This window comes from Azospira sp. MPR-E4, from assembly GCF_058809645.1.
The window spans coordinates 1-16,774 of record NZ_JBXAST010000036.1; the positions used below are offsets into that span (position 1 = coordinate 1).

15 protein-coding genes are annotated in these 16,774 nt (G+C 67.9%); 3 read left to right on the forward strand and 12 right to left on the reverse strand.

Annotated elements, in window-relative coordinates:
* Window positions 1–93: 93 nt before the first annotated feature.
* The 4 genes from AC1RTA_RS11335 to AC1RTA_RS11350 all read right to left on the reverse strand — a co-directional run bounded on the left by AC1RTA_RS11335 (window position 94) and on the right by AC1RTA_RS11350 (window position 3,831).
* Window positions 94–1,458, reverse strand: coding sequence for a TolC family protein (locus tag AC1RTA_RS11335; RefSeq protein ID WP_492784764.1), 1,365 nt, complete (start codon window positions 1,456–1,458; stop codon window positions 94–96).
* Between the two features lie 125 nt (window positions 1,459–1,583).
* Window positions 1,584–2,003 carry a hypothetical protein gene (locus AC1RTA_RS11340; RefSeq protein WP_492784765.1) on the reverse strand — a complete coding sequence of 140 codons (420 nt, stop codon included), beginning with the start codon at window positions 2,001–2,003 and terminating at the stop codon, window positions 1,584–1,586.
* 108 nt (window positions 2,004–2,111) lie between these two features.
* Window positions 2,112–3,134, reverse strand: a complete 1,023-nt coding sequence (locus AC1RTA_RS11345) for a Fe(3+) ABC transporter substrate-binding protein (RefSeq protein ID WP_014237944.1) — start codon at window positions 3,132–3,134, stop codon at window positions 2,112–2,114.
* A gap of 175 nt (window positions 3,135–3,309) precedes the next feature.
* Complete coding sequence (locus AC1RTA_RS11350) at window positions 3,310–3,831, reverse strand: C40 family peptidase (protein WP_014237943.1); 522 nt, start codon at window positions 3,829–3,831, stop codon at window positions 3,310–3,312.
* A gap of 243 nt (window positions 3,832–4,074) precedes the next feature.
* Here AC1RTA_RS11350 and AC1RTA_RS11355 point away from each other — a divergent pair, with 243 nt between their 5' ends.
* The 3 genes from AC1RTA_RS11355 to AC1RTA_RS11365 all read left to right on the forward strand — a co-directional run bounded on the left by AC1RTA_RS11355 (window position 4,075) and on the right by AC1RTA_RS11365 (window position 8,240).
* Window positions 4,075–5,241 (forward strand): response regulator, encoded by a 1,167-nt coding sequence (locus tag AC1RTA_RS11355; RefSeq protein ID WP_130458679.1) that lies wholly within the window; start codon window positions 4,075–4,077, stop codon window positions 5,239–5,241.
* Window positions 5,242–5,282: 41 nt separating this feature from the next.
* Window positions 5,283–7,232 (forward strand): propionate--CoA ligase, encoded by a 1,950-nt coding sequence (locus tag AC1RTA_RS11360; RefSeq protein WP_083833987.1) that lies wholly within the window; start codon window positions 5,283–5,285, stop codon window positions 7,230–7,232.
* Between the two features lie 246 nt (window positions 7,233–7,478).
* Window positions 7,479–8,240 (forward strand): YdcF family protein, encoded by a 762-nt coding sequence (locus AC1RTA_RS11365; RefSeq protein ID WP_492784766.1) that lies wholly within the window; start codon window positions 7,479–7,481, stop codon window positions 8,238–8,240.
* 12 nt (window positions 8,241–8,252) lie between these two features.
* Here the strand turns inward: AC1RTA_RS11365 and AC1RTA_RS11370 are convergent, their stop codons facing one another.
* The 8 genes from AC1RTA_RS11370 to AC1RTA_RS11405 all read right to left on the reverse strand — a co-directional run bounded on the left by AC1RTA_RS11370 (window position 8,253) and on the right by AC1RTA_RS11405 (window position 16,741).
* On the reverse strand, window positions 8,253–9,095 hold the full coding sequence (locus AC1RTA_RS11370; protein ID WP_492784767.1) for an alpha/beta hydrolase: 843 nt from the start codon (window positions 9,093–9,095) through the stop codon (window positions 8,253–8,255).
* Between the two features lie 199 nt (window positions 9,096–9,294).
* Window positions 9,295–11,070, reverse strand: a complete 1,776-nt coding sequence (gene menD, locus AC1RTA_RS11375) for a 2-succinyl-5-enolpyruvyl-6-hydroxy-3-cyclohexene-1-carboxylic-acid synthase (RefSeq protein WP_492784768.1) — start codon at window positions 11,068–11,070, stop codon at window positions 9,295–9,297.
* Complete coding sequence (locus tag AC1RTA_RS11380; RefSeq protein WP_492784769.1) at window positions 11,067–11,804, reverse strand: NYN domain-containing protein; 738 nt, start codon at window positions 11,802–11,804, stop codon at window positions 11,067–11,069. The genes menD and AC1RTA_RS11380 overlap by 4 nt, the downstream gene beginning before the upstream one ends.
* An 11-nt stretch (window positions 11,805–11,815) precedes the next feature.
* On the reverse strand, window positions 11,816–13,246 hold the full coding sequence (locus AC1RTA_RS11385; RefSeq protein WP_492784770.1) for an isochorismate synthase: 1,431 nt from the start codon (window positions 13,244–13,246) through the stop codon (window positions 11,816–11,818).
* Entirely contained in the window at window positions 13,243–14,676 is a 1,434-nt protein-coding gene (locus AC1RTA_RS11390; RefSeq protein WP_492784771.1) for a class I adenylate-forming enzyme family protein, read from the reverse strand. Before AC1RTA_RS11390 ends, AC1RTA_RS11385 begins: the two co-directional genes overlap by 4 nt.
* A gap of 137 nt (window positions 14,677–14,813) precedes the next feature.
* Window positions 14,814–15,296, reverse strand: a complete 483-nt coding sequence (locus tag AC1RTA_RS11395; protein ID WP_492784772.1) for a cupin domain-containing protein — start codon at window positions 15,294–15,296, stop codon at window positions 14,814–14,816.
* A gap of 75 nt (window positions 15,297–15,371) precedes the next feature.
* Entirely contained in the window at window positions 15,372–15,806 is a 435-nt protein-coding gene (locus tag AC1RTA_RS11400) for a hypothetical protein (RefSeq protein ID WP_492784773.1), read from the reverse strand.
* Window positions 15,807–16,060: 254 nt separating this feature from the next.
* On the reverse strand, window positions 16,061–16,741 hold the full coding sequence (locus tag AC1RTA_RS11405; RefSeq protein ID WP_492784774.1) for a tetratricopeptide repeat protein: 681 nt from the start codon (window positions 16,739–16,741) through the stop codon (window positions 16,061–16,063).
* Window positions 16,742–16,774: the final 33 nt, after the last annotated feature.

The following is a 16,774-nucleotide window of genomic DNA, read 5'->3' on the forward strand; positions in this document are numbered from 1 at the left end:
TTGGGCAGGACCCGGATCAGACGGCCGTCGGCCCGGGCCGGGGCGGCCAGGGCGAGGCAGAGAAGCAGGGGGGAGATGAGTCGCAACATGGCTTTACTCCGGCAGCAGGCCCAGGGCCTGGCGCAGTTGGGAAAGGGCGGCGGCCGCCTGGATGCGGGAGCGCACCGCCTGGCGCTCGGCCTCGAAGGCTTCCAGTTCGATGCGCAGGCGGGTGGGCAGGTCCGCTTCGCCGAGGCGGAAGGCCTTGTCGTAGAAGCTCCGGTTTTCCGCCGCCAGTCGGGCCCGGGTTTCTGCCGCCGCCAGCTGCAGGCGGGCCGCGTCGAGCTGGGCCCGGGCGGTCTCGCCTTCCTGGGCCAGGCGCTGCCGTTCCAGGCGCAGCTGGGTTTCGGCCTCGATCAGGTCGGCGTTGGCTTCGGCGATGCGGGCCTGGTTGCGCGGGGTCGAAGAGAAGGGCAGGCGCAGGGCCAGGGCCCAGGTCTGGTCCGTCATCTCGCCGGCGGCGCTGCGGTCGCGGCGGGTGGAAATGGCTATTTCCGGATTGGCCCGGGTCTGGCGGGAGGCCAGTTCCAGGGCCCGGCGGGAAACGGCGCTGCGCTGGGCCAGGTCCTGCAGCAGGGGGTGGCCGATAGCTGTAGCGGCGCCTTCGGCGTCGGCGCCATCCTCATCCGCGAGGGCCGCGGGCTGGGCGTTGGCGGCCGGTTCGGGTTCGGTCTGGGGTGGGCCGTCGGCCGGCTTGGGGGGCTGGCCGGTGAGGCTTTGCAGGCGGCGGGCGGCGGCCAGGGCGGCCACCCGGCTCTCGGCCAGGGCCGCCTGGGCCGCGGCCTGGGCGCCCTGGGCCTGGTTGAGGTCGGCCCGGGAAAGGTCGCCGGCCTTCATCCGCCGTTCCACATCGGAAGCGAGACGGGCGGCGTTGTCGGCCCGGGCCTGGGCCACCTGCTGGTCCTGGCCGGCCTGCTGCCAGGCCCACCAGGCGCTGCGCAGTTCGGCGGCCAGTTGCAGGCGGGCGGCCAGGGTGCGGGCGTCCAGGGCTTCCTTGCGGGCATCGGCCAGGGCCCGGGTGCCGTCCTTCTCTCCGGGCAGCCAGAGGGGCAGGGCAATGCCCGTTTCCACTTCCCGGGCGCCCCGGTCCCGGTTGTAGCGGTCGGTGCGGGTGGACAGGTCCAGGCTCGGCGGCTGGGCCAAAAGGGAGTCGGCGGCTTCCTGCTGGGCCCGGGCGGCGTCCTGCCGTTGGGGCAGGGCGGCAGCCAGGGGCTGGCGCTCCCAGGCGGCGGCAAAGGCCCGGGCCAGGGGCGAGGCGGGCAGGGGTGCCGTTGCCGGGGCGACGGCAGGCTCCGCGGCCCGGGCAGGGGATAGGAATCCCAGGCCGAGGCCCAGGCTCAGGGCGAGCAGGCCCGGCAGCAGGCGGGCGCGATGGCGGACGGGGTGCCCCGGATGGGGGGCGGTTGCGGTCTTCCGCATGGTTTTCTCCGGTGAGACAGGGAAAAACCGGCGGTACTCCGCGGTGAGGTCACGGGCGCAGGCGGCGCGGCGCCTTTCAGGGCGTCGGCAGCACGGGCTGGCTCAACGGGAATTTCCGCCGGACTTCAGGCGGAGAAGGAGCGGGGGGGACGTTCTAGGCCCAGGGGAATGGGCGAGAGATAGCGGGCGGCGATGGCCGGGGGGCGCACGTCCTTGCCGGCAGCGGCCGGCAGGGTGGTGTCGGCGGTGAGACCGATGAGGTGGCCGAAAACGTGGCCGGCGCAGCAGTGGTGATGGCCCGGCTGGCCCTGGCCGTCGTCGCCGGCGGCGTGGTGCTGGGGGGCGCAGTCCTGGTCGTGGTGGGTGCGCTGCAGACTGTCGTGGGCGCCCTGGTCGCCGTGGTGGTGCTCGGCCACGGCGGCATGGTCGTGGGGCGCGGCCGCACTCACCATTTCCCAGCCGAAGGTCGGCGTCAGGAAACCGGCCAGCATCACGGCCAGGAGGCCGCGGGCGATGGCAGTGGTGAGGAGGGCGGTGAGTCGCATGGGTCGCATTCTAGGCGCCGGAAGCGGTTTTGACCATGGAGATGGATCAAAAACGGGATCAAAAACGGCGGATGTCCCCCGGGGGCATCCGCCTGGCGCCGCTTCGGATCAGCGGTAGTTGGCCCGGTCGAAGAGGATCTGGGCCTTGGCCCGGTACATGGCCAGGGAACCCACGGGCAGTGCGTCGGCCTTGAACTTGCCGAGACTTTCCAGAGCCGGGTTGCCGACCTTGACGCTGGCCACCACCGGCCATTCGTTGTTGCCGTCGGCGAAGTAGCGCTGGGCTTCGTCGGAGGCCAGGTACTCGAGAAACTTCACGGCGGCGGCCTTGTGCGGTGCGTTCTTCAGCATGCCGGCGCCGGAGACGTTGATGTGGGTGCCGCTGGTCTTCTGGTTGGGCCAGACGACGCCGACCTTTTCCATGACCTTCTTGTCCTCGGCCTTGTCGGAGCGCAGCAGGCGGGCCACGTAGTAGGTGTTGGAGACGGTGACGCCGCATTCGCCGGCGGCCACGGCCTTGATCTGGTCGGTGTCGCCGCCCTTGGGGGCGCGGGCGAAGTTGGCCACCACGCCCTTGGCCCAGGCTTCGGCCTTGGCCTCGCCCTGGTTGGCGATGATGGAGGCCATCAGGGACAGGTTGTAGGGGTGGGAGCCGGAGCGGGTGCACACCTGGCCCTTGAGCTTGGGGTTGGCCAGGTCATCGTAGTTCTGCACATCCTCGGCCTTCACCGCGCTCTTGTTATAGACGATGACCCGGGCCCGGGTGGAGAAGGAGAACCAGTCGTCGGTGCGCAGATTGGCCGGGATGCGGGATTCCAGGACCTTGGACTTGACCGGGGCGAACAGGCCCAGTTCGTGGGCCAGGGCCAGGCGGGAGGCGTCCACCGTCAGCAGCACGTCGGCGGGGCTGTTGGCACCTTCGTTCTTGATGCGCTCCAGCAGTTCCTCTTCCTTGCCTTCGATGCGGTTGATCTTGATGCCGGTCTGCTTGCTGAAATTCTCGTAGAGCTTTTCGTCGGTCTGGTAATGGCGGGCGGAATAGAGGTTCAGCACGTTTTCCTCGGCGGCCTGCAGATTGAGGGACAGGGCTGCGGCCAGGGCGCCGGCGAGAAGGGGGAGACGCAGGGTCATGGAGAACTCCAGCACGGGTTGGTCAGGTAAGTGTCAGATTCTAGTCAGGCTTGAGTCTTGTGTAAATGAGAATGTTTCTTGTGCCGTGACCGATGACCGCGACAGCGGTTGCCGGGGCGCGGGCAACAAAAAAGCCGGCATCGGCCGGCTTTGTCGGAGAGGTGGTGGGGCTGCGTTACTGCTGTTCGGTGACGCGGCGGGCGCCGTTGTAGCGGGCCACCCAGTAGCTCTGGCGCATGTCCTCGACCCGCACTTCGCCGCCGGGGCGGGGGGAATGGACGAACTGGTTGTTGCCGAGGTAGATGCCGACGTGGGAGAAGGCGCGGCGCATGGTGTTGAAGAACACCAGGTCGCCCGGCTTGAGGTCGTTGCTGGCGACCTGCTCGCCCACCTGGCTCATTTCCTTGGCGGTGCGGGGCAGGTTGAGGCCCAGGGAGTCCTGGAAGACGTAACGCACGAAGCCGCTGCAGTCCAGGCCGGAATCCGGCGTGTTGCCGCCGCGAACGTAACGCACGCCAACGAACTCCAGGCCCTTGATGATCAGGTCCTGGACGCCGCTGGTGTAGCGTTTGAAAAAGGTGGGTTCCTCCCCGCGGGGCTCCATCCTGAATTCATCCGCCGTGGCGGTGCCGGTGTTGGCCAGAACCCCGATGAACAGGGCCAGGAGGGAAGCTGCGAGCTGTTTTTTATTCAGCATGGGGCCGGACTTTATTGGAAAATCAGCCAGTTGTAAACCTAAGGTCATATACGTACAAAGCTTCTGTCACATTCGGTGGCCGGGGGTAAAGCCGCTTTTACACCGGCCCCGCCGCCGGGGCGCGGCGCCGTGGTTATAATCCCGGGACCCCGGTGGGCTGCGCAGGCCTTGCCTGGCGGTGCCGCCCCTGCGCCCGCGCCGTCCCCTGCTTGCCCCGGACCCCATGAGCCAACAGGAAAGATCATGACCGAAGCACCCCATCCCAGAATCTTGATCGTGGACGATTCCCGCATGGTGCGGGCTTCCATCATCAAGCACCTGAAAGGGCACTACGAGATCCGGGAGGAGGGCGACGGGGAGGCCGCCTGGCAGACTCTGGTGCTGGACCACGACATCCAGGCCGTCATTTCCGACCTGTCCATGCCGGTGATGGACGGCTTCGACCTGCTGGCCCGCATCCGGGATTCCAAGGTCAGCCGCCTGCGCCAGCTGCCGGTGATCATGATCTCCGGCGAGGAGGACGAGGAGTCCCGGGACAAGGCCCTGGCCCTGGGGGCCAACGATTTCATCACCAAGGGCATCGGCACCGCCGAGCTGCTGGCCCGGGTCGATTCCCTGGTGCGCCTGGGCCAGGCGGAGCAGGCCCTGCACAGCCACCAGGACCAGCAGCTGCGCCATCCCCACAGCGGCCTGTTCACCCGGGCCTATCTGGAAGCCCAGGCCGAACAGGCCCTCTCCCTGGCCGGGCGGCAGCAGGCCCCGGCCAGCGTGCTGGTGCTGGGCTTCGATTCCCTGGAACGCTATACCGCCCAATACGGCGGCGCCCTGGTGGACAAGCTGCAGGAACGCTTTGCCAAGCTCCTGGCCGGCAACATCCGCAAGGAAGACAGCCTGGGCCACTATTCCGACACCACCTTCGCCATCGTCTCCCCCGGCACCCCGGGGGCGGCCAGCGAGGCCTTCGCCAACCGCCTGCGCCATGCGGTGGAAACTTCCAACATCGCCGTGCACGGCCAGCGCCTGCCCCTCACCATCAGCATCGGCATCGCCAGCTTCCCCCTGGACGGGGCGCCCAGCGCCACCAGCCTGCTGGCCATGGCCGAGGCGCGGCGGGCGGCGGCTGCTGCTGCCGGCGGCAACCGGGCCGTGGCGCCGGCGCCTGCCGTTGAACCGGCGGCGGTGCGCGGCGGGGCGGCGGTCAGCGTCGACCAGGCCCTGGCCATGCTGGCCGCCGGGCAGGACGAGGAATTGCGGCCCCAGGCGGCGGCTTTGGCCAAGGCCTTGATGCCCCTCCTTAGCTTTCTTAATTATGAATTACAATACGGGCCTTCCGCAGACGTACCGGAGTCCAAATTCCAGGCGTCGGGGGAACCCCAGGGCAACCGCAATCCGGGTGGGGATGCGCCCTAGGTGAAAATAGAACAGGACGAGATCAGCCTCGAATCCACCCCATAAAAAATAATCAGCAAACCAAAGTAGTGCAGGACGCAAACGCTAGAGGGAGTTTTATGACCAGTTACAAAGAGTTTCATCGTCGTTCCATCGAACAACCGGATGCCTTCTGGAGCGAGCAGGCCCAACTGATCGACTGGCACAAGCCTTTCGACCAGGTCTGCGATTACTCCCGTCCTCCGTTTGCCAAGTGGTTCGTCGGCGGCCAGACCAACCTGTGCTACAACGCCGTTGATCGCCACGCCAAGACCCGCCCCAACGACAACGCCCTGATTTTCATCTCCACCGAAACCGATGTGGAGAAGGTCTACTCCTTCGCCGAGCTGCAGCGCGAAGTCGAGCGCATGGCCGCCATCTACCAGAGCCTGGGCGTCAAGAAGGGCGACCGCGTCCTGATCTACATGCCCATGATTGCCGAAGCCTGCTTCGCCATCCTGGCCTGTGCCCGTATCGGCGCCATCCACTCCGTGGTCTTCGGCGGCTTCGCCTCCGGCTCCCTGGCTACCCGCATCGACGATGCCAAGCCGGTGCTGATCGTCTCCTCCGACGCCGGCATGCGCGGCGGCAAGGCCGTGCCCTACAAGCACCTGCTGGACGACGCCATCAACCAGGCCGAGCACAAGCCCGGCAAGGTGCTGATGGTGGACCGGGGCCTGGACAAGGCCTTCAACAAGGTCGAAGGCCGGGACGTGGATTACGCCGCCCTGCGCGCCCAGTTCATGGACGCCCAGGTGCCCGTGACCTGGGTGGAGTCTTCCGACCCCTCCTACATCCTGTACACCTCCGGCACCACCGGCAAGCCCAAGGGCGTGCAGCGTGACACCGGCGGCTACGCCGTGGCCCTGGCTTCCTCCATCAAGCACATCTACTGCGGCAAGCCCGGCGAGACCTTCTTCTCCACTTCCGACATCGGCTGGGTGGTGGGTCACTCCTACATCATCTACGGCCCCCTGATCGGCGGCATGGCCACCATCATGTACGAAGGCACCCCGATCCGTCCGGATGCCGGCATCTGGTGGCAGATCGTCGAGAAGTACAAGGTCAATGTGATGTTCTCCGCCCCCACCGCTGCCCGGGTGCTGAAGAAGCACGACCCCGCCTTCCTGCACAAGTACGACCTCTCCAGCCTGAAGCACCTGTTCCTGGCCGGCGAGCCCCTGGACCAGCCGACCCACGAATGGATCATGGGCGAGCTGAAGCTGCCGGTGATCGACAACTACTGGCAGACCGAAACCGGCTGGCCCATGCTGTCCACCGTGCGCGGCGTCGAAGACACCAAGATCAAGTACGGCACCCCGTCCTTCCCTGTCTATGGCTACGACGTGCGCATCTTCCGCGAAGACGGTTCCGAGTGCGACGCCAACGAGAAGGGCATCCTGGGTGTGGTGCCGCCCCTGCCGCCCGGCTGCCTGACCACCGTGTGGGGCGACGACGAGCGTTTCGTGAACACCTACTTCAGCCTGTTCAAGGAACCGCTGGTTTACTCCTCCTACGACTGGGCCATCAAGGATGACGAGGGTTACCACTTCATCCTGGGCCGTACCGACGACGTCATCAACGTCGCCGGCCACCGCCTCGGCACCCGGGAAATCGAGGAAGCCGTGCAGGGTCACCCCGCCGTGGCCGAAGTGGCCGTGGTCGGTGTGAACGACGCCCTCAAGGGCCAGCTGCCGGTAGCCTTCGCCGTGGTCAAGGACGCCTCCAAGATCGCCACTCCCGAACTGGTGGCGGCCCTGGAAAAGGAAGTGATGAAGCGGGTGGACGAGACCCTGGGCGCCATCGCCCGTCCCGGCCGCGTGTACTTCATCTCCGGCCTGCCCAAGACCCGTTCCGGCAAGCTGCTGCGCCGTTCCATCCAGGCCCTGGCCGAAGGCCGGGATCCGGGCGACCTCACCACCATCGAGGACCCCACCGCCCTGGAGCAGATCAAGGCCGCCCTCAGCGCCTGATCCCGCCGGCCTCCGGCAAAAAGCCCGCTGCATCGCTGCAGCGGGCTTTTTTTTGGACATTCGCCGCCGGCATCAGGCCGACGTCAGGCAGGAAGGGCCCAGATGGCCACGTTCCGCAGCGGCCTGCCGGCCGGTTGCGGCAGGGGCTCCCCCTCGGGACGGCAAACGGCTACACTGTCTGCCAAACGTCATAGGCGGCAGGCCGGCGCGGTGCCGGCGGCCCCTTCCTGGGGAGGAAAACAAGCGATGTCCACGTCCTGGCTCGCCACCAATCTGGTGGCTACCTTTCTGTTGCCGCCGGGCAACGGTCTGGGGCTCCTGCTGCTGGCCTTCCTCTTCCGACAGCGACGCCCCCAGCTGGCCATGAGCCTGGGACTGACGGGGGGATTGCTGCTGCTGGTGCTGTCCCTGCCGGTGGTGGGCCGTGCCCTGGTGCAGCGCCTGGAGGCGCCGCCGGTGGTGCCGGAGCAGGTGCTGGAAAAGGCCAAGGGTGCCGGCGCCATTGTCGTCCTCGGCGGCGGCCGCTACCGGGAAGCGCCGGAATACGGCGGCGACACGGTGGGCAACGAGACCCTGGTCCGCCTGCGCTACGCCGGGCAGCTGCAGCGCCAGACCGGCCTGCCGCTGCTGGTCACCGGCGGTACGCCGGACGGCGGCGAGGTGAGCGAGGCCGAGGCCATGGCCCGGGTGCTGCGGGACGAATTCAAGGTGCCGGTGCGCTGGGTCGAAGGCGAGTCGGACAACACCCGGGAGAATGCCCTGAAGACGGCGGCTCTGCTCAAGGAGGCCGGCGTGTCCCGGGTCCTGCTGGTCAGCCACGCCTGGCACCTGCCCCGGGCGGCCCTGGCCTTCAGCCGGGCGGGCCTGGACGTGGTGCCCATGCCGACCCTGTTCCAGCGCGGCGTGCCCACGGCCCTGGACTACCTGCCCCAAGCCGACGGCCTGCGCGCCTCCCGCACCGCCCTGCACGAATGGCTGGGGCGTTTCTGGTACTGGCTGCGGGGCTGAGCCGGCCGCTTGTCAGGCGGCCCGGGGCAGCCGGGCCGCAGCCGGCGCGCCCAGCACCTGGGCGAGAAAATCCAGCGCCTCGCCGCTGACCCGGCGCCGTTCGTTGTCCAGGGTGATGATGTGGTAGCTGTCGTCCAGCACCACCTTGCGCCGGCGCTCGGCACTGATGCGGCGGTATACCTGCTCCGGGCTGCGCAGGCTGGCCACGTCGTCTTCCCGGGAGTGGATCACCAGGGTGGGGCTGACCACCTGGGGCAATTCCTTCTTGATGCTGCCGATCAGGCGCTGGGCCTGGTAGATGCCGTTGAGGGGCAGCTCCGAGGCGCCGGCGGCGGAGACTTCCCTTTCCCGCATGTCCCGTTCCACCCGGGCCCGCACCCGGGGATTTTTCAGGCCGAAGGGGGCCCGTTCCCGATAGGTGTAGATGTGGCGCAGGGGCGTGTAGTAGCCCAGGGGCAGGAGGAAGCTGTACCAGGGGATGCCCCAGCCGTCGTAGTAAAGGGTGGTGGCCAGGGCCAGCACCGCCGCCACCTGCAGGCCCCGCTGGGCCGCCAGGTGCAGGGCCAGGTCGGCGCCGATGCACAGGCCGCCGACGACGACGCGGCGATGCTGCTGCCGCAGTTCGTCGAAGACCGTTTCCACCTGGGCGTACCAGTCCTCCCAGGGGCTGCGGGCGAAGCGGCGGTCCAGCACGTCTTCGGCGCACACCGTATAGCCCTGCAAATGGGGAATGGCGACGCGGTAGCCGGCTTTTTCCAGCTCCTTGCCGAGGGGGGACATTTCGTTGGGGGTGCTGTAGAGGCCGTGCAGCAGCAGGACGGCGGTGTCGTCGCCGGGGGGAAGCGGGTGGGGCAAGTCACTCTCCTAGCCGTTGATCGGCTTATGGCGCGCCATGCTAGTCCCCGGGACTGACCCACCTCTGACCCTCCGCTGACCGGGGGCTGACCCTGCCGCCGGCGCCGTTCCAGGCGTCAGCCGCGTTGCCGCTACGGCTCCTTGCGGCGCCGATCGCTGGCGCTATGACCGTCGCGCGCCCACCGGCGCACCCTTCGCTTCAGCTCTCGCTGCCGCTCACCGCCTGCCAGTAGGCCCGGTGCCGGGCGACGCTCTCCGACCGTTCGACCACCGCCTCGACCAGCCAGGGGCCGCCCGTGGCAACGGCCTCGGCGATGGCTGCCTGGAACTCGGCGCGGGATGCGGCCCGGCGGTAAGGCACCCCGTAGGCCGCCGCCCCATGGGCCAGGACGAGGGGCACCGGGGTCAGCCAGCCCGTCTCGTATTCGGGCAGGGCCCGGGCCGGCAGATATTCGAAAATGCCGCCGCCGCCGTTGTTCACCACCACCAGCAGGCAATCCAGTTCCCGGGCCGCGGCCAGGGCATTGAGGTCGTGGTGGGCGGCCAGGTCGCCGAGGAGGGCGGCGCTGTAGCGGCCTTCGGCGCTGCCTGCCGCCGCCAGGCCCAGGGCCGTGGACAGCTGGCCGTCGATGCCGCTGCAGCCCCGGTTGCCGTGCTCCTCCAGGGGCTTGGCGGAGAGGCCGGAAAAGGAATCGCCGTCCCGCACCGCCATGGAATTGCCCCAGAAGAGGCGGCTCTCCGCCGGCAGGGCCGCCAGCAGGTCGGCCACCACGGCCCCTTCCCACAGATCGTCGCCGGCCGCGTCGAGGGCGGCCCGGGCCAGGTCCCCGGCCCGCTGCTCGGCGGCGCGCCAGGCCTGCATCCAGGCCGGCGGTGCCTTGGCCGCCACTGCCTGGGCCAGGGCCGCCAGGGTGGCGGCGGTGTCGCCCCGCAGCAGCAGGGTGGTGCCCCGTTCCGGGTCGGGCCAGCGGCCTTCGCCCTCCAGCAACAGCAGTTCGGCGCCCTGGTCCAGGCACTGGCTGAGCCAGGTCTGCAGGGAGCGGCTCACCTGGGCGTCGCCGCAGCGCAGGATCCAGGCCGGGGCCTGGGCGGCGGCAAAGGCGGCATCCCGCACCAGGGCTTCACCGTGGGCGAGGAAATGATGGCTGTTGGGGCGGCTGTCGGCCTCAAGCCCGGCGGCGCCGTGGCGCAGGCCGGAAAGGGGCTCGGCCAGCACCGGGCAATCCAGGGCCAGGGCCAGGGCGGCCACGGCCCGGGCGTAGTCGGGGCCGGCGCTGCCCGGCGGCAGGGCGCCGGCCAGGATCAGCCCCGGGCGCCCGGAGAGACGGGCCGCGGCCTGGGCCACGGCGTGGGGCGCCGGCAGCACCAGGGGCGGCGGCGCCTCCGGCGGATGGACCGGGCCCAGGTCCGGGCTGGCCGCCAGCTTGGCGGCGGGCGGCAGCAGGGGCTCGCGGAAAGGCAGATTGACATGCACCGGCCCCGGGCAGGGCCAGCGGCATTCGGCCAGGAGCCGGGCCGCCAGGGTGTGCACCTGGCGCGGCAGGAAACCTTCCTCCGGCGTCGCCAGGGCGTGGGCGGCGCGCACGAAGCCGGTGAACAGGCCGGCCTGTGCCACCGTCTGGTTGGCACCCCAGCCGTGCAGTTCCGCCGGCCGGTCGGTGGAGAGCAGCAGCAGCGGCACCCGGCCGGCGTCGGCCTCGATCACGGCGGGCAGCCAGTGGGCCGGGGCGGAGCCGGAGGTGCACACCAGGGCCACCGGCAGTTCCGTGGCCTTGGCCAGGCCCAGGGCGAAGAAGGCGGCGGAGCGCTCGTCCACCAGCACGTGGCAGCGCACGCCCGCCTGCCGCAGGAAGGCCAGGGTCAGGGGGGTGGAGCGGGCGCCGGGGGAAATGACGACATGGGCCAGCCCGGCGCCGGCCAGGGCGGCGGCGAAGTGGCGGGACCAGAGATAGTTGGTGGTGCCGGTGGATGTCATTGAGGGGGGCTGTTTTTAGCTGGCTTTAAGCGGATGTGGATATGTACGCTGGTTGCGTTGTCCGTTACCGGAACTTCCTTGATTTCCAGGTATTTCTGTTTTCTCACCAGTTCCCCAAGCTTCTGATATCCATAATTTCTAGGATCAAACGAGGGGCTGTTTTTCAGCAACATTGAACCGACCGCTGCCAGGGAGGCCCAGCCGCTGTCCCGTGCTGTTGCCGTTACTGCGGTACGAATCATCGGTTCAAGTTGTTCAGGCAGTTTTTCTCCGGGAGGCTTCTGGTCTACCTGGGGTTTGAGGATTTCTGTGTAAATGAACTTGTCGCATGCCGCGACAAAGGGCTGGGGCGTTTTCTGTTCTCCGAAGCCGTAAACCACCAGTCCATCTTCTCGAATGCGAGTGGCTAGACGGGTAAAGTCGCTATCGGATGAAACAAGACAAAAGCCATCAAGATTGCCCGAGTGAAGGAGATCCATCGCATCGATTATCAGGGACGAGTCGGTCGAATTTTTCCCATTCGTATAGCTGAATTGCTGGATTGGTTGAATTGCCAGCTTATGCAGAACTTCCTTCCAGCTTTTCAGGTTAGTGGTTGTCCAGTCACCGTATGCACGCTTGATGCTAGCAACTCCGTAGCGGGAAATTTCTGCTAGCAGTTCATTAATCAACGATGCAGAGGAGTTGTCCGCATCGATTAGGACTGCCAGTTTGTCGTTGGTTTGCGAGGCCATGATGGGGATTGTTAAGAGTCAATGAATCCCAGAGTTTCACATGTCATTGACAATGCATCCAGCATGGTGGCGAGCTTGGCCTCGGTTTCGGCCAGTTCCTGTTCCGCGGCGGAGCCGGCGACGATGCCGGCGCCGGCCTGGAGTTCGGCCCGGTTGCCGCGCAGGTCGGCGCAGCGCAGGGGCACGGCCAGGGTGCCGTTGCCGGCGGCGTCGATCCAGCCCAGGCCGCCGCTGTACCACAGGGGCCGCTCCTCGCCGTGGGCCTGCAGCCATTCCCGGGCCGGGGCCGCCGGCCAGCCGCCGACGGCGGGGGTGGGATGGAGCCTGGCGGCCAGGTCGAAAAGGCCGACTCCGGGCGCCGGACGGCCGTGGAAGGGGGTGCGCAGATGGCTGAGCCCGGCGTGGCGTCTGCCGCCGGGCAGTTGCAGCACTTCCGCCGGGGCGGCCTGCAGTTCGGCGCAGAGGGGGGCCAGGGTATGGCGGATGGCCTCGGCCACCCAGCCGTGTTCCCGCTGGTTCTTGTCCGAGGTCAGGGGGGCGTCGGCCCGGCCCCAGCCGGTGCCGGCCAGGGCTTCGGTGTGCAGCTGGCCGTCCTGCAGGGCAAGGAGCCGCTCCGGCGTGGCGCCGAGGAAGGTGCCGGCCCGGTGGCCGACGGCGAAGACGCTGCTGTCGGCCTGCTGGGTTGCCAGGGCGGCGAAGACGGCGGCCGGCTCCAGGGCGCTGTCGGCCTCGAAGGCGACGCGGCGGGAGAGCACCACCTTGTCCAGCTCGCCCCGGGTGATGGCAGCCAGGGCGGCCCGGGTGCGGGCGACGAAGGCCTGCTCAGGCAGGGGTGCCGGTGGCCGTTGCAGGTGGAGCGCGGCCAGCGGCGCGGGTTGGGACAGCAGGGTCCGTTCCAGCGTTTGCCACAGGGCCTCCCAGCCGGCCATGGCCTGGGCGGCGCCATGGGCGGGGCAGGTGAGGACCAGGGTCTGGCGACCGGCCCGGCGCCTCAGCAGCAGGGCGGGCACCCGCAGGCGGGCGTTCGGCAGGGGGCTGTCGCCGCTGGCGTCGTAGAAGGCAAAGCCCAGGTGGGCCAGGGGCGCCTGGAGGTCGCCGCTGCCATCACTGCCTTGCGACATGGCGGCAATCTGCCAGCGGGCCGCCAGGCCCTGCCAGGCGCCGTTGAGGGCGGTGAAGCGGCCCGGCCCGGCGCTTTCCACGGTGCAGGCGGCGCCCAGGGCCAGCCAGGCGTCGTCCGGCCGCTGCCAGGCCAGGCTGTCGGGGGCTGCGATGTAAGGCAGGGGGCCGGCCATGGGCAACGGGGGCGCCGGCAGGCACAGGCTGAGGAGGTCCGTGGGACGGGCCCGGGCGGCCAGGGCCGCCAGTTCCCCGGCCAGGCCGGGATAGCGCTGGCTGAGGCTGGCGCTGTCGGCGGCGGGGTGGGCCTGGGGGCGGCTCATGGCGCTTCCCCTGGGGCCAGCAGCCCGTCCTGGGCTAGTTGTTGGGCCAGCTGCCGCAGGGCCGGACGTTGCAGCTTGCCCATGGGATTGCGCGGCAGGGTGGCGACCCGCTGGATCAGCCGGGGCCGGCGCGGCGAGGGCAGGCGTTCGGCGCACCAGCGGTGCAGGCCGGCGTCGTCCATGGCGGCGGAGTCGCCCACCACCAGGGCCAGCAGCCGGTCGCCCCACACCGGGTCGGGCAGGGCCGTCACCGCCGCGTCGCGCACGCCGGGGCAGGCCAGCAACACCGCTTCCACCTCGGCCGGATGCACATTGACGCCGCCGCTGACCAGCATGTCGTCGGCCCGGCCCAAGAGGGTCAGGCTGCCATCCTCCTCCAGGCGGGCCAGGTCGCCGCTGAGCAGGGCGCCGTCCGTCAGGCCCCGGCCCGGCTCCAGCTCTGGATTGAGATAGCCCCACATCACCTGGGGCCCGGCTAGGCGCAGCCGTCCTTGCGGCCCCAACTCGACACGGCAGCCGGCCAGGGGCGCGCCGACCCGGCCCTCCTGCCAGACATCGGGGGGCGGCCGCACCCAGGTCGCCACCTGGGCGGCGCATTCGGAAAGACCGTAGCTGACGCAGAGGGGCCAGCCGGCAGCCGTGGCGCGGCGGAAGAGGGGGGCGGAAAGGGCGGCACCGCCCACCAGCACATAGCGCAGCGGGCCCGGAGGGACGCCGGCCTCCAGCAGCCGGTCGAGCATGGCCGGCACCAGGGACAGGTGGGTGATGTTCCCTGCGGCCAGGGCCGCCGCCACCGCTTCCACCGTGAAGCGGTCCAGTACCCGGGCCGTGGCGCCGCTGCGGGCGCAACGGGCAAGGATGGAGACGCCGCCGATGTGGTGCAGGGGCAGGCAGTCCAGCCAGGTGTCGCCCGGGCTCAGGGGCAGGCGCTCGGCCGAGGCATCCGCTGCCGCCGCCAGGTTGGCGTGGGTCAGCACCACGCCCTTGGGTTCGCCCTCGCTGCCGCTGGTGGCGATGACCAGGGCCGGCTGGGCTGCCACGGGCAGCGGTGGCAAGGGATCGGCAGCCGTTGCCGCAATCGCTGCGGCCGACGGCAGAGCCTCCAGCAGACGGCCCCGGGGGCCAGCCAGGGCCAGCAGGGCGGCGCGTCGTTCCGGCGAAGTGGCCGGGTCCAGGGGAAAGAGGGCGATGCCGGCCCGGGCGCAGGCGAAAAACAGCCGGGCCAGGTCCGGGGCGGGCAGGGGAGCGAGGAGGATCGTGCCGGGAGCAGCGCCCCAGGCAAGGAGCGCAGCGGCCAATGCCCCGCAATCAGCCACCAGCGCCCCACGCCGCCAGGCACCGTCGGAGGTGACCAGCTGGAGCGGATCTTCGGACAGGGGAGCGAGCCAGTCCAGGGGCTCGTGGGGATCAATGAAAGGCGCGGGGTTCATCAGCGCCTGATTATACGCAGGGCCGGCGGGGGGCTACACGATGTGGGTCAAATCTGGGATGGCTGAGGTGAAACAGGCCTGGTGAAGGGGGCAGGTCCCGAGGAACCCGGGGTTGTCAGCAAGTGGGTTCAGCAAGCTCAATAGGGTGTGCCATCTTTGTGGACGAACTGCCATTTGCCATCGTCACCGAGAGCAGCCCGCAAGTCGTCATCGGGGTAAGTGACGAAATCCCCTGCTGAACGGTCGCCGATTTCGAGATAGAGAACATCTTTGTTGCTTCGATTGACGAGTTGATGGGCATTCCCACTCCCGGCTTTCATTCCCGCGCACATGCCTGGGGCAAGCGTTGTTTCGCCTTGATCGGTGATGAGTACCGGGCAACCTTCCAGAACATAGACGAATTCATCTTGTTTGGAATGCGCATGGCGAAGGGCGGAGCCACCACCCGGTGTAAGGCGAGTGAGATTGACGCCGAAATTGGACAAGCCAAACAAATCGCCAAGCGGTCGTTTTTCCCTGCCCGCCATACGGGAGGCAAAGGGCTCCGGATAATTCGAAGGTTTGGCGCGAGGCGGTGCGTCCAGGGCGACGATGGCGACAGGTATTTCTGGATTGGTCATGGCGAACCCAAGGAGGAATGAACACTAACGCGGGGCTAAACGGCGTACCGCTTGCGGGGCGATTTTGATGGGTGATCAGGCGACGACGACATCGCGAATATGTTTCCCTAACCGTTGATAAAAGGCTATTTCGATAAATAAAACGTATCCTAAGCCGAAGCCATTTGATTCATCCGTAAGCTGGAGGGCGATAAGTAAAACAACGAATAATGGTAATGCGAATGCTATGAGTCGGATACCAACGACCCAGCCGAGAGAGATGTAACGCTGAAGAAAATAGGCGCCTTTATCACCACCATTCAATCGATATACATAAAGTGTTCCCAAAAGAACCAAAACAGCACTGCACAGAACGTTGGCGTAGTCCCAAAAGTTCATGGTCGACGTAGGAATGAGAAACAGAAGCTCGCCGCAGACAAGGTAGAAAAGGAGATACGGCAATACTTGTCTGTCACTTAGCGGAGCAGACTTCCAATCCGATTTGAGTTTTTCAATTTGCCAAAAGTACATCGGAATTTCTCCTGAGATATTGCGTTGGATTTAAAAGGTGTTGTGTAGCGTCCGGATGCCAATTGACTGAGATGCTAGGTGTGATGTCTCGATAGGTTGTTCGTTCCCAACTAGCCGGCACTCGTTCAAGGGGGAAAGTTCATCAGTCTGTACTTCGGGGTGTACAGTTCGGAGTAGTCAAAGACAACGTCGGTAGCACCTGAGGTGGATAGGGGTAGCCGCAGTCGGTGGAGTGCGGGGGGTAGTGATTGAGCCTAGCGGCTCCTGATCTCGATGCGGCCGTTGCGGATGGCGTCGATGAACCGGTCCGCATTGGCGTCGCCCGGGCGGCGGCGCTTGTAGTCTTCCAGGTACTTGAGGGCGCCGTCCTGGTCCTTGAGGCTGAGGTGAGCCATACCCAGGGTGAAGGCGGCATCCGCGATGCCGGCGGCCAGGGCCTTTTCCAGGTAGGGAAGGGCTTCCCGGGGTTTGCCGGCGCCGGCCAGGAAAGTCCCGTACAGGTAGTTGCCCCGAGAGTGGTTCGGCTCCAGCTGCAGCAGGCGCTGGAACAGGGTGTTGGCCTTGTCGGCGGCGCCGGGAATCTCCAGGTTGTGGCCCATGCCGTTCAGGTGGGCGGCGCGGAGCAGCAGGTCGGGATTGGGGTTGGGCACATTGACCAGGGTGTCGAGCATGCCGGAAATGACCTTGACGTCCTGGGTGGCCCGTTGCCGGTCCTGGGGCGTGTCGAACTGGGGCGGGTAGTTTTTGGCGTGGGCGGCCAGGTCGTTCAGCATCTGGTCCAGATAGGCGCCGTCGAAGCCGTATTTCTTGCCCGAGGGGGTTTCCGTCACCGTCAGCAGGCGTTTGGGATCGTAGGTTCCGTATTCCCGGGCATGGGCGGCGGTGCCCAGGAGCAGGGCGAGGGCGGCAAGGGCGATCAGGTGCAGATGGCGCATGGATGGTGGCTCCTGGGGACTCCGGGTCGGTCC

Excerpts from the sequence above, each read along its gene's own strand:
- AC1RTA_RS11400 (WP_492784773.1), bottom strand. The coding sequence starts at position 15,806 with ATGTACTTTTGGCAAATTGAAAAACTCAAATCGGATTGGAAGTCTGCT.
- AC1RTA_RS11385 (WP_492784770.1), bottom strand. The coding sequence starts at position 13,246 with ATGAGCCGCCCCCAGGCCCACCCCGCCGCCGACAGCGCCAGCCTCAGC.
- AC1RTA_RS11380 (WP_492784769.1), bottom strand. The coding sequence starts at position 11,804 with ATGGCCTCGCAAACCAACGACAAACTGGCAGTCCTAATCGATGCGGAC.
- AC1RTA_RS11355 (WP_130458679.1), top strand. The coding sequence starts at position 4,075 with ATGACCGAAGCACCCCATCCCAGAATCTTGATCGTGGACGATTCCCGC.
- AC1RTA_RS11345 (WP_014237944.1), bottom strand. The coding sequence starts at position 3,134 with ATGACCCTGCGTCTCCCCCTTCTCGCCGGCGCCCTGGCCGCAGCCCTG.
- AC1RTA_RS11340 (WP_492784765.1), bottom strand. The coding sequence starts at position 2,003 with ATGCGACTCACCGCCCTCCTCACCACTGCCATCGCCCGCGGCCTCCTG.
- AC1RTA_RS11390 (WP_492784771.1), bottom strand. The coding sequence starts at position 14,676 with ATGAACCCCGCGCCTTTCATTGATCCCCACGAGCCCCTGGACTGGCTC.
- AC1RTA_RS11350 (WP_014237943.1), bottom strand. The coding sequence starts at position 3,831 with ATGCTGAATAAAAAACAGCTCGCAGCTTCCCTCCTGGCCCTGTTCATC.
- AC1RTA_RS11395 (WP_492784772.1), bottom strand. The coding sequence starts at position 15,296 with ATGACCAATCCAGAAATACCTGTCGCCATCGTCGCCCTGGACGCACCG.
- AC1RTA_RS11335 (WP_492784764.1), bottom strand. The coding sequence starts at position 1,458 with ATGCGGAAGACCGCAACCGCCCCCCATCCGGGGCACCCCGTCCGCCAT.
- AC1RTA_RS11405 (WP_492784774.1), bottom strand. The coding sequence starts at position 16,741 with ATGCGCCATCTGCACCTGATCGCCCTTGCCGCCCTCGCCCTGCTCCTG.
- menD (WP_492784768.1), bottom strand. The coding sequence starts at position 11,070 with ATGACATCCACCGGCACCACCAACTATCTCTGGTCCCGCCACTTCGCC.
- AC1RTA_RS11365 (WP_492784766.1), top strand. The coding sequence starts at position 7,479 with ATGTCCACGTCCTGGCTCGCCACCAATCTGGTGGCTACCTTTCTGTTG.